The organism is Flavobacterium sp. CF136, from assembly GCF_000282055.1.
Lineage (GTDB): Bacteria > Bacteroidota > Bacteroidia > Flavobacteriales > Flavobacteriaceae > Flavobacterium.
On sequence record NZ_AKJZ01000062.1, the window covers coordinates 20,144 to 32,447 of the forward strand.

General features: G+C 34.4%; 12 protein-coding genes. 9 read left to right on the plus strand and 3 right to left on the minus strand.

Features of this window, described 5'->3' with window-relative positions; all coding sequences use genetic code 11:
- Positions 1–5: 5 nt before the first annotated feature.
- The 6 genes from PMI10_RS17355 (at position 6) to PMI10_RS17380 (ending at position 4,924) form a co-directional block, all read left to right on the plus strand.
- Positions 6–1,028, plus strand: coding sequence for a PDDEXK nuclease domain-containing protein (locus PMI10_RS17355; protein ID WP_007810420.1), 1,023 nt, complete (start codon positions 6–8; stop codon positions 1,026–1,028).
- On the plus strand, positions 1,028–1,576 hold the full coding sequence (locus PMI10_RS17360) for a CopD family protein (protein ID WP_007810421.1): 549 nt from the start codon (positions 1,028–1,030) through the stop codon (positions 1,574–1,576). The genes PMI10_RS17355 and PMI10_RS17360 overlap by 1 nt, the downstream gene beginning before the upstream one ends.
- A 120-nt stretch (positions 1,577–1,696) precedes the next feature.
- Positions 1,697–3,112 carry an ATP-binding protein gene (locus PMI10_RS17365; protein ID WP_081491468.1) on the plus strand — a complete coding sequence of 472 codons (1,416 nt, stop codon included), beginning with the start codon at positions 1,697–1,699 and terminating at the stop codon, positions 3,110–3,112.
- Positions 3,113–3,122: 10 nt separating this feature from the next.
- Entirely contained in the window at positions 3,123–3,905 is a 783-nt protein-coding gene (locus PMI10_RS17370; RefSeq protein WP_007810423.1) for an enoyl-CoA hydratase/isomerase family protein, read from the plus strand.
- Between the two features lie 117 nt (positions 3,906–4,022).
- The gene (locus tag PMI10_RS17375) at positions 4,023–4,424 is read left to right on the plus strand and encodes a hypothetical protein (RefSeq protein WP_007810424.1); all 402 of its coding nucleotides are present in this window, start codon (positions 4,023–4,025) and stop codon (positions 4,422–4,424) included.
- A gap of 11 nt (positions 4,425–4,435) precedes the next feature.
- Complete coding sequence (locus PMI10_RS17380) at positions 4,436–4,924, plus strand: DinB family protein (RefSeq protein ID WP_007810426.1); 489 nt, start codon at positions 4,436–4,438, stop codon at positions 4,922–4,924.
- Between the two features lie 452 nt (positions 4,925–5,376).
- Here the strand turns inward: PMI10_RS17380 and PMI10_RS17390 are convergent, their stop codons facing one another.
- The 3 genes from PMI10_RS17390 to PMI10_RS17400 form a co-directional block, all read right to left on the minus strand.
- The gene (locus tag PMI10_RS17390; protein ID WP_007810427.1) at positions 5,377–6,030 is read right to left on the minus strand and encodes a metal-dependent transcriptional regulator; all 654 of its coding nucleotides are present in this window, start codon (positions 6,028–6,030) and stop codon (positions 5,377–5,379) included.
- A gap of 97 nt (positions 6,031–6,127) precedes the next feature.
- Positions 6,128–7,996, minus strand: a complete 1,869-nt coding sequence (locus PMI10_RS17395) for an Nramp family divalent metal transporter (protein ID WP_007810428.1) — start codon at positions 7,994–7,996, stop codon at positions 6,128–6,130.
- Between the two features lie 68 nt (positions 7,997–8,064).
- Positions 8,065–8,457, minus strand: coding sequence for a Fur family transcriptional regulator (locus PMI10_RS17400; protein WP_007810429.1), 393 nt, complete (start codon positions 8,455–8,457; stop codon positions 8,065–8,067).
- Between the two features lie 95 nt (positions 8,458–8,552).
- Here PMI10_RS17400 and PMI10_RS17405 point away from each other — a divergent pair, with 95 nt between their 5' ends.
- The 3 genes from PMI10_RS17405 to PMI10_RS17415 all read left to right on the plus strand — a co-directional run bounded on the left by PMI10_RS17405 (position 8,553) and on the right by PMI10_RS17415 (position 12,221).
- Positions 8,553–8,897, plus strand: a complete 345-nt coding sequence (locus tag PMI10_RS17405; protein ID WP_007810430.1) for a MerC domain-containing protein — start codon at positions 8,553–8,555, stop codon at positions 8,895–8,897.
- Positions 8,898–8,902: 5 nt separating this feature from the next.
- Complete coding sequence (locus PMI10_RS17410) at positions 8,903–9,814, plus strand: NAD(P)/FAD-dependent oxidoreductase (RefSeq protein WP_007810431.1); 912 nt, start codon at positions 8,903–8,905, stop codon at positions 9,812–9,814.
- A 121-nt stretch (positions 9,815–9,935) separates the two neighbouring features.
- The gene (locus PMI10_RS17415) at positions 9,936–12,221 is read left to right on the plus strand and encodes a TonB-dependent receptor (RefSeq protein WP_007810432.1); all 2,286 of its coding nucleotides are present in this window, start codon (positions 9,936–9,938) and stop codon (positions 12,219–12,221) included.
- Positions 12,222–12,304 lie beyond the last annotated feature (83 nt).

Here is a 12,304-nt window from a genome sequence, read left to right on the forward strand (position 1 = left end):
TATCAATGGAGAATTTGCCTGTAAATTATCATCAAACACTTCTTTTACTAAAAGAAAGGATAAAACTTGCCCAATATAAAAGTTTATCATTGGTTAATACCGAATTGATTTTAATGTATCTTGATTTAGGAAGAGTGCTTTCAGAAAAATTAAAATCAGGTTGGGGTGAAAGTATTGTTGATAGCTTATCTAAAGATTTACAAGCTGAATACTTAGGTGTTCAAGGATTTTCTTCAAGGAATTTAAGACGAATGAAACTTATTTTTGAAGAAGTAAAAGATAATTCAAATTGGACACAAGCTGTGTCCAAAATTCCATGGGGTCATACAAATGTTATATTTTCTAAATTAAAGGATTCAGAAAAGAGAACTTTTTATCTTCAAAAATGCCAGGAAAGAGGTTGGAGCAGGGCTATTTTGGAAGAAGAAATAAAATTCGATAGTTTTACAAAAACCAATGAATTTCAGAACAACTTTTCAAATACAATAACCGAAAATAAATTAATTGAATATCGTTTAGAGTTCAAGGACGAATACAATTTGTCTTTTTTGAATCTAGAAGATGTACATAGTGAAAGAGAATTAGAAAATGCAATTGTAAGTAATATTACAAAAACACTGGGACAGTTCGGTAATGATTTTGCTTTTATGGGAAGACAATTTAGACTTGAATTGGATGAGAAAGAATATTTTGTAGACATTCTTTTTTACCATAGAAAATTAAAATCAATGATTGCAATCGAACTTAAAACCTCAGAATTTAAACCAGAACATAGTCAACAGCTTAGTTGGTATTTACAATTATTGGATAAAACTATAAAGTATCCTGAGGACAATCAAAGTATAGGTATATTACTTTGCAAAACCAAAAGTAAGTTAACGGTAGAATATGCTTTAGAAATGGCGAACAAGCCGATAGGTGTTGCTACATACAGTTATCGTCAATTACCGGAGGATATTGCTAAATATCTTCCTACGGAGCAGGAATTTGAAAAAATATTACAATATTTTAATACTGATAATAAATAATGGAATATTATAACTACTTAAAATCATTACATCTTATTTTTGTAATCACTTGGTTTGCAGGATTGTTTTATATTGTACGTTTGTTTGTATATCAAATTGAGGCAAACGAAAAACCATCTCCTGAAAAAGAAATTCTTCAGGCACAGTACAAAATAATGACGTACCGTTTGTGGTATATCATCACTTGGCCGTCAGCTGTTTTAGCGAGTATTTTTGCTTTTTGGATGCTGTTTTTTACCGACTTGGGAAATGCCTGGCTCAAAATGCCATGGATGCATGTTAAACTATGTTTCGTGTTTTTACTGTACTTATACCACGGAAAGTGCCATCAGATTTTCAAACAATTGCAAAATGATGAGGTGAAATATTCGAACAATTTTATGCGTTTATGGAATGAAGGCGCAACAATTATACTATTTGCAGTCGTTTTTTTAGTAGTTTTAAAAAATGCAATCAACTGGATTTATGGTGTAATCGGGATTATGTTATTCTCGATTTTAATAATGCTGGGCTTTAGATTTTATAAAAGAATTCGCGAAAGGAAATAGTATTCAGTCTCAGTTTCCAATCTGTTACTGTAAACTGCGACTGCGACTGTAAACTAAAAACATATGTTTAACAACTTCAAAATGTCGATGCTTTCATTGCGTACCAGGATTTTCCTGTCAATGATTGTATTGATTGTTGTGGCATCTTTTTTATTAGCTTCCATTTCGATTATTCAATTTAAAAATGAAGCTAAAGAATACCATCAGGAAAGATTAGAACGTAAAGAAAATGCCGTAAAAGAACACATTAATTATGTTCTGGCAACTACAACATATCCGCTGAAAACGGGGAATTTAGATTTAATTTTTAAAGATAAAATCCACGAATTAGCCCAAATTCATAAAATCGAAATAAATATCTACAGTCTTAACGGGATATTGCTAAAATCTTCAAAAGAATCTTTTGCTGTTGATAAAGCACCGCCGCCAATCCCGGAATATATCCTGAAACTGGTTCGGTCATCTATCGAAAAGCGTTTTGTAGATATTAAAACTATCGATGGTGTCAAAAACAGATCATCATATAGTTTGATTAAAGATGAAAAGTTCAAGCCGCTTGGTATTTTAAACCTCCCATATTTAGAAGATGATGGTTATTATGATAACGAATTAAATACGTTTTTAATTCGGTTAAGCCAGGTGTACTCGTTTATGCTGATTGTGGCTTTCGCATTGGCTTATTTCTTGTCAACTTATATTACTAAATCGTTAAAAACCATTTCAGACAGGTTGGAAGAAACCAATTTGGACCAGAAAAATGAGAAAATTGTTCTGGAAGCCAACAGTAAAGAAGTCAATTTCCTGATTAAAGCTTACAACGGAATGGTTGATAAACTGGAAACCAGTGCTGTAAAATTAGCCCAAAGCGAGCGAGAAGAGGCGTGGCGTGAAATGGCTAAGCAGGTAGCACACGAAATTAAAAATCCGCTTACGCCAATGCGTTTGACGGTACAGAGTTTTCAACGGAAGTTTGATCCTACAGTTCCGGATGTCAAGCAGAAATTAAACGATTATTCAGAAACCCTAATTCAGCAAATTGATACCATGACGGCAGTTGCTTCGGCATTTTCAAATTTTGCCTCGATGCCGGCACAGCAGAACGAAACCCTAAATGTCGTTGAAGTTGTTGAACTTGCGTTGGATATTTTTAATGAAGATTATATTGTTTTTGAAAGTCAGGAAGAAGAAATTATTTCAAAAATGGATCGTACACAATTGATTCGTGTGATTACCAATCTGGTTAAAAATGCTACTCAGGCAATTCCGGAAAATCAAAATGAGAAATCGATTTTAGTTACCGTAAAACGCAGGAATAATAATGTAGAAATAGCTGTAAAAGACAATGGAGTCGGGATTCAGAAACAAGATACAGGACGAATTTTCGAACCAAAATTTACAACTAAAACCAGCGGGATGGGTCTTGGACTCGGAATTATAAAAAACATTATCGAAAATTACAAAGGAACAATTACCTTTGAGTCAACTTACGGGAAAGGAACAACATTCAGAGTTTCTTTGCCAATCATAAACTCTTAAAATAAGCGTCATGAACTACGAAAATCTTTTAATTTCTATTGAAGAAAAAATCGCAACCGTAACCATTAATCGCCCGACAAAGCTAAATGCATTAAATAAAGCTACTATTAGCGATTTGAGCAAAGCCATTAAATTATTGGGTAAAAACGAGGATGTACGTGTTATTATTCTAATTGGAAGTGGTGAAAAAGCATTTGTGGCCGGAGCTGATATTTCAGAGTTTGCAAATTATACCATAATAGAAGGAGCACAACTAGCTGCTGAAGGTCAGGAATCTTTATTCGATTTTATCGAAAATTTAAAGAAGCCTGTTATTGCAGCCGTTAATGGTTTTGCTCTTGGCGGAGGATTAGAATTAGCAATGGCGTGTCATTTTAGAGTTGCTTCAGATAATGCAAAAATGGGATTGCCGGAAGTAAGTTTAGGATTGATTCCGGGCTATGGAGGAACCCAGCGTTTGCCACAATTAGTAGGTAAAGGCCGTGCCATGGAAATGATTATGACCGCAGGAATGCTAACGGCTGAAGAAGCTAAACATTACGGATTAGTAAATCATGTTGTTCTTCAGGCCGAACTTCTGGATTTCACAAAAGAAATTGCTAATAAAATCATTAAAAATGCACCATTTGCGATTAGCAAAGCGATTAAATCAATAAATGCGAATTTTACAGATGGTAAAAATGGTTTTGATACTGAAATAAAATCATTTGGAAAATGTTTTGGAACTCAGGATTTTAAAGAAGGAACTACTGCATTTTTAGAGAAAAGAAAAGCTGAATTTACCGGAAAGTAAATTATTACACAAAGGTATACAAAGGTTTTTACACAGAGATTCACAAATGATTTAAAATCTTAGCGACTTAGTAACTCAGAACCTTAGTAGCTAATATTCAATTACAAAAACAATAAAATGTCTTACGAACCTATATTTGCTCTTTTCTGCGAACGCGTTAAAGAAAGTATTCAAAGCGGCACTTTTGCCAAACTTACCCTGGCAAAAACGATTGGCGATACTGAAATCAAAAACATCTACTTCAGATTGGTTTTGAATGAAGATGATACGTATTCGATCTCGCTGACTACTCGCTATAAAACTGAGGAAATTGAAAGTATTCATACTTTAGATGAAGCTTTACTTGTTTTAGGAACTTACATTAAAAATCCGTTTTTGACCGCTTTGTTATTTACGACAGACAACGATGTGACTTTTAAAGTCAACAAGAAAAATGCAGGAAGTATTATCGAACAACCACCGACTTTTAAAAATGCCTCTCCCGTAATGCTCGAAATGATAGAGAAGGGGATTGTTTAAACCAAAAGATTATGGATGCTGAATTAAAAGAAATACTCTGGAGGCAATTCGGTGCAGCGATTGATATGCTTGAAGATTCCATAAGGGTTTGTCCGAAGAGTTTTTGGGATAAAAAGAATTGTTGGTATTCTATTTATCACACCATATTTTGGATTGATTATTATTCATCTGTTGAGCCAGATACATTTTATCCACCTGAACCTTTTACGTTATCTGAGTTTGATCCGAAAGGGATTTTGCCTGATAGAATTTATAGTAAAGAGGAATTGCTGAATTATCTGGAGTTTTCACGTAAAAAAGTTTTCTTCTTAATTGATGGCTTAACCGAAGAAACTGCTAAAGACAGATTTATTACTAAAAACAAAAATTACAATATTGTTGAAATGATATTGTACAATATGAGGCACGTTCAGCATCACGTTGGTCAATTGAATTTGTTGCTTAGGCAAAATGTTGATGTGGCCGGAAAATGGGTGTCTGAAACCGATAAAAGGTACTGATTCTGCAATTACGGATTTAATATGTTGAAGATGTTCCGTTTCTCCGGAACTCTTTAGCAACGGGTATCTTTAGCAACGGGTATCTGGATGTCAAGTATCTGGATGTCAACGGATCTGGATGTCAACGGATTAAAATCCGTTGCTACAAAATGCTTCGTTCCTCTGGAACTTTATGTATAAATTTGATAGTATGTTTTTTATTTAGACAGGAAGGAATTCCATTCGATTTTAAATACGATATCATTAATAAAGAGATCGGTTCGAGAAAAATATTGTAGCGACGGATTTTAATGCTTCTAAAAAACAGATCAACAACAAAAAGAGCCGTAGGTTCGGTATATTTTGTAGGGAGGGATTTTAATCCGTCCCAATTATAACGGGCCAAATAAAGAACCGTAGGTTCGACCAATATTATGCAGATTCAAAACCTCCGCGAATCTCAGTAGAATAACCTAAACCAGCTTCACAAACAGATTAGAAGCAATTTTATTAGAAATAGATAATTCTTTGTTGTCAACTTTTATTTTTACTGATAAATCGAAAGATTCTTTAGACAAAAATTCGATTTTAGAACCTAATGCAATTTCCTGTTTGTCGAGATATTTCAGGAAATCCGAAGAAGTATCTTTTACACCAACACAAACTCCAATTTGGTTTTCGGTTAATTCGGAAAGCAGCTGTTTCTCGATTTTAACGATTCGTCCGTTAGCATCCGGAATCGGGTCACCATGTGGGTCTTCGGTCGGATTTCCAAGAAAATCATCCAAACGGTTAATTAATTGCTCTGACTTGATGTGTTCTAACTGTTCGGCAATGTCGTGAACTTCATCCCAGCTGAAATTTAATTTTTCAACCAAAAAAACTTCCCATAAACGATGTTTTCTAACAATCATTTTAGCAGCAGACTTTCCATTTTCTGTCAAAGAAACACCCTGATACTTTTTGTAATTTACTAAATCTTTTTCTGCCAGTTTTTTAAGCATATCAGTAACTGACGAAGCTTTGGTTTCCATCATTTCGGCAATTCCATTAGTACTTACTTCAGTGTCGTTAGAAGAAGTAAGGTGATATATGGCTTTAAGGTAGTTTTCTTCTGAGAAAGTCATTTTTTTTGAGGTTCTAAGGTTCTTAGCTGCTGAGGTTCTTAGTTTAAAGATTCAAAGAAAGCCTTAGAATCTTAGATACTCAGTACCTCAGTAACTTTTATTTAACAATCAACAAAGGTATCGAAATTTTATGTCTCAATTTATCTACTGTTGTGCCAAAAAGAATGTCTTTTAAACCAGTATGTCCATGGGTTCCCATTACTAAAATATCAAAGTTGCCTTCGTTGATGATTTTCGGAATTACTTTGTTGGGTTCTCCAAAACCAAGCTCTGTTTTGATTTTGAATCCTTTCTGCGAAAGCATTTCTTTGTATTCCAATAATAATTTTTCATCAACAGTTGTTTCGTGGTCGTCAACATTACCTCCGTACATGAGCGCACCAACAGTTTCGACAATGTGAATTAAAGTGTATTGTGCATTGATTCCGCCTAAATCAAAAGCATTGTTTAGTGCAGCTTCATCAGCATTCGAAAAATCAACAGAGATTGCTATATTTTGCTTATTATAACTTTCTTTTGGTGTGAAATGTAATTTTAAATGATGTGGTGAATGATTTTCAATTCGGGATTTTGCCCTAACAATAAAAGGTTTAAAAACGATATACAGTAATAAAGCCAGGAAACCAAAAGCCAACGGAACAACTGTTAGCCAAAGAACTATCGGGTTATCGGAGTTTTCCAGCCAGGAAGTTATTTCGTCAAAAACCAATTTTGCATTAAGTGAGACTATAATGGCTGCAATAATCCAGGCGGCAACCTGAGTGGTTTTGGAAATATGGAAACCTTTCATTTTCGATTTATCACTCACAAAATGAATTAGCGGGATAATCGCAAATCCTAATTGTAAGCTTAAAATCACCTGACTTAAAATCAATAATTTTCCGGTTACACTTTCTCCATAAATTAAAATAACTATAACGGCCGGAACAATCGCAATCAAACGGGTTATGATGCGTCGTACCCAAGGTTGAATCCGTAAATTTAAATATCCTTCCATTACAATTTGCCCTGCCAAAGTCCCCGTTACAGTTGAGCTTTGTCCTGCAGCAATCAAGGCAACAGCAAATAAAATAGGAGCCCATTTTGTGCCAAGTAAAGGTTCTAAAAACTTGTGGGCATCCTGAATTTCTGCCACTTCAAACATTCCGTTTTTGTAAAATGTGGCCGCAGCCAAAATTAAAATTGCGGCGTTTACAAAAAAGGCTAAGTTTAAAGCAATGGTAGAATCTATAAAATTGTACTTCAGCGCCTGTTTAATTCCGGCAGGTGTTCTGTCAAATTTACGGGTTTGGACCAAAGAGGAATGTAAATACAAATTGTGCGGCATAACCGTTGCCCCAATAATTCCGATAGCAATATATAAAGCTGCTGAACTTGGGATGGAAGGAACTAATCCGTAAATAACCTTATCAAGCTCCGGTTCAGCAAAAATCATTTCAAAAATAAAAGAGAATCCAATAATTACGACCAATGCAATAATAAAGGCTTCCATTTTCCGTATGCCTTTATTAATTAAAAACAGTAATAAAAAAGTATCCAGAACAGTTATTAAAACTCCTTCAATAAGAGGAATGTCAAATAATAAGTTGATTCCGATTGCCATTCCTAAAACTTCGGCAAGATCACAGGCCGCTATAGCAATTTCGGCTAAAAAATATAAAATATAGTTGATTATCTTCGAGTAAGTTTCCCGGGATGCCTGAGCTAAATCAAGTTGTGTTACGATACCAAGCCGGGCGCTTAAACTTTGAAGCAGTAATGCCATTAAATTACTCATTAACAAAACCCAAAGTAAAGAATATCCGAACTGACTTCCTCCGGCGATATCTGTTGCCCAGTTTCCGGGATCCATATATCCTACGCTTACCAAATAAGCAGGCCCTAAAAAGGCTAATATTTTTCTAAATCCTGTTTTTTTATGTGCCGTTGCAACCGATTGGTTTACTTCTTCTAAAGATTTGGTCATTTTAAAAAATATTGTTTTAACAAATATAGATAAAAATCATGTTCACGCAACAATATTTTTAGACTAGTCTAAAATGTGGCCGAATTTAAACAATTTGGACATAGTCCTGATAAGGTAAAATTTATATCATTGACTTTATAGTTATGTGGAATAATATAACTGGGCTTTACACTTTCCAGACAGGTTATTTCATGACAGTTCTCACAGCTAAAATGTGCATGATTATGAATCTGTACAGGATGAGAATGATGGCATTTTGCATATTTTACGGTTCCGTCAAGATCTACTATTTTATGAATAATGTCGTCATTTACCAGACGATCCAGTATCCTGTAAATAGTAACCCGATCACATAAATCGTTTGTTAATTTATGAATTTCCGAATGCGAAAGCGCTTTTTTAGATTCCTTAAGTATCTCTGTAATGGCCGTCTTTGCTGTGGTGTTTCTTGTTGTTTTCATTTTTTTGTTGATTAAAAAACATTAACGCAACATTGTTGCTATTGAAATAATCTTGTATATTTGCAACAAAATTGCATTAAGCAAATATACAAGAAATGAAAAAAACTACGACACCTTTTTATGATATTTTAGGAATTTCAAGTGCGACCGTTTGTTTAGTGCATTGTTTGGTTTTTCCGCTGCTTACAATTCTGCCATTAGGATTAAGTCACAATCCGTTTATTGATTTGATTTTTGCGATGATAGGTCTTTTTGCAATTTTTAAAATTATAAAAAAATCTGATCTTTTGGTTTCGGCTATTCTTATTATTTCAATGATATTGATTTGGATCAGTGTTTTGGCAGATCTATTTCTTGAGATTCATCTTAACCTGATTTTTATTGGAGGCTTCGGAATGATTATGGGTCATTTTTTGAATTACAAATCACATAAAAAATAGAAGTTATGATACAGCAGAAACATTTTGAAGTTATTATTGTAGGAGGAAGTTACAGCGGGCTTTCCGCAGCAATGAGTCTGGGTCGTTCTTTGCGGCAGGTTTTAGTTATTGACAGTGGTTTGCCTTGCAACAGACAAACACCACATTCTCATAATTTTATTACGCATGATGGGGAGAAACCCTCAGTTATTTCGGCATTGGCTAAAGAGCAGGTTGCTTTTTATGATACTGTTCAATTTTATAATGGACTTGCTGTCAGCGCTGTCAAAAACGAAAATGGATTTGAAGTTACAACTGAATCAGGAGATATTTTTACAGCTAGGAAAATACTCTTCGCAACCGGCATAACAGATTTGATGCTAAACATTGATGGATTTGCCGAATGTTGGGGAATTTCTGTTTTGCATTGTCCGTATTGTCATGGTTATGAAGTGAAAGAGGAGAAAACTGCTGTTATTGCAAACGGTGATATGGGTTTTGAATATGTAAAAATGATTTCAAACTGGACGAAAGATTTAAAGCTTCTGACTAATGGAAAGTCAACTCTAAGTTCAGAGCAGACTGAAAGGCTTCAAAAACATCAAATTGAAATTATTGAAGATGTAATTGATTCGTTTATTCATGAAAATGGAAATGTTCAGGAAATTATCTTCAAAAACCAATCAAATATTATGATTAAGGTTATTTATTCTAAACTGCCTTTTGTACAACATTGCCCATTACCGGAATCTTTAGGCTGCGAATTGACTGAACAAGGTTTGTTGAAAGTAGATATAATGCAGAAAACAAATATCCCGGGAATTTATGCCAGTGGTGATAGTACCATTCAGGCAAGATCTGTTGCAATGGCTGTTTCTTCAGGATCTTTTGCGGGTGCTTCGATTAATAAAGAACTTATAGACGAAAGTTTTATTTAGCTTTTTTCTTTTATTTCCTCGTTTTTTTGTTACAAAATACATCATTTTTAAGTTTTTTAGCTTTAGAAATATTGTTTGTCAAATTTATTTTTTAGTTTTGTCTAAAATTAATTTTATAATAATGAAATATTTATTTTTGGTAATGTTTTTATTTTCTGCGAAAGGTGTTCATTCGCAAACTATCTCCGGAAAGGTAAACAGGGATAATGATGCGCAGTTAATTAAAATCACATTGTTAAATACAGCGTTTAAAACAGAAGCGGATAGTACAGGCTATTACAAACTGGAAAATATTCCTCAGGGGAATTATAGAATTCAAGTGACTTCGACTGGATTCAAACCGATAACCCAAAGAATTTCGGTTACAGAAAATCAAAACCTGAATTTAGATTTTGAATTAAAGGATAATGAAAATGAACTCAATGAAGTTGTAGTTTCGGGAACTTTAAAAGCAGTTAAACGATTAGAAAGTGCTGTTCCGGTTGAGGTTTATTCGCCGGTTTTCTTTAAAAAGAACCCAACACCGAGTATTTATGAGGCGCTTCAGAATATAAACGGAGTCCGACCTCAGCTGAATTGTGGTGTCTGCAATACGGGAGATATTCATATTAATGGTCTCGAAGGGCCTTATACTTTGGTTTTGATTGATGGTATGCCCATTGTAAGCAGTCTTTCGACAGTTTATGGATTATCCGGAATTCCAAATTCTCTTGTTGAGCGAATTGAAATTGTAAAAGGCCCGGCATCTTCTCTGTATGGAAGTGAAGCGGTTGGAGGTCTAATTAATATTATTACCAAAAATCCATCAACAGCACCGGTTTTTTCTGCAGATTATTTTACAACTACTTATTTTGAAAGCAATCTCGATTTGGGGATGAAGTTTAATGCCGGAAAAAAAGCCACTTCGCTTTTAGGTATTAATTATTTCAATTACGATCAGGTAATAGACAAAGACCATGATAATTTTACCGATGTAACACTTTCTGAAAGGATTTCGGTTTTTAATAAATGGAGTTTTTCAAGAAATAATAATCGTTTGTTTACCATCGCAGCACGCGGAATGTATGAGGATCGTTGGGGTGGAGATGTGCGATGGGAGAAAAAATATCGTGGAGGTGATGAAATTTATGGCGAAAGTATTTATACCAAAAGAGGAGAATTAATAGGGAGTTATCAATTGCCTTTTGAAGAAAAGCTGATGCTTTCTTTCTCAGGAAATGTGCATTATCAGGACAGTCGCTACGGGACGACATCTTTTATCGCCAATCAGAAAATTGGTTTTTTGCAATTGACCTGGGATAAAAAATTAGGGCAAAACGATTTACTGGCCGGAATTGCCAGCCGATATACCTACTACAATGACAATACAACAGCAACAAAAGAAGCAGAAAGCACCTGGCTTCCGGGAGTTTTTGTTCAGGACGAAATTACTTTTTCTCCAAAAAGTCAGATTTTGCTGGGAATGCGTTACGATTATAATTCGATTCACGGATCGATTTTTACACCAAGATTTGCTTACAGATGGAAGGCGAATGATAATACTATTTTCAGACTAAATGCCGGAACCGGTTTTAGGGTTGTAAATCTTTTTACCGAAGATCATGCGGCACTTACAGGTTCCAGGGATGTTGTGCTTAAAAATGATTTAAAACCCGAAAAATCAGTAAATGTGAATCTGAATTATATTCAGAAGATAAATTTTGGCAATGGTACTTTTATGGGAATCGAAACAACGGCTTTTTATACCCGTTTCAGTAATAAAATCATCTCTGATTATGAAACAGATCCAAATAAAATCATTTATGATAATATAGATGGCTACGCTTTAAGCCAGGGAATCAGTACGAATGTTGATCTTAATTTTCCGTCAGGATTAAAATTTATTGTCGGCGCAACGGTTTTAGATAATAAAAATGTAGAAAATGGAGTTTCTCAAACCCCTTTTTTAACTGAGAATTTCACGGCAACCTGGAGCGTTTCGTATAAATTGGAACCATTAAATTTAGTGCTGGATTATACCGGGAATGTCTACAGCCCGATGAAACTGCCTTTACTGAGTGAATACGATCCAAGAAGTCCGAAATCGCCTTGGTACAGTATACAGAATATTCAGTTTACCTATACCGGATGGAAGAATTTTGAAGTTTACGCAGGGATAAAAAACCTGTTGAATTTCACGCCAAAACAAAACAATCCGTTTTTGATTTCCAGAACAAATGATCCTTTTGATAAAAATGTAGAAACTTCTGATGGTACTCAAGTTGGCATACATGGTAAAGTTGTTCCAAAAGGTCAAATAGTAGATACACCGGACAATCCATACGGATTGACTTTTGATACGACTTATGTTTATGGACAAAACCAGACAATTCGTGGATTTTTTGGATTACGATATACTTTGAAATAATTATTTTAACACATAGAAACATAGCTTGATACTTAAAAAAAAAGACGTTTCACTTTATATCAATTTAACATAGCTATGTTAAA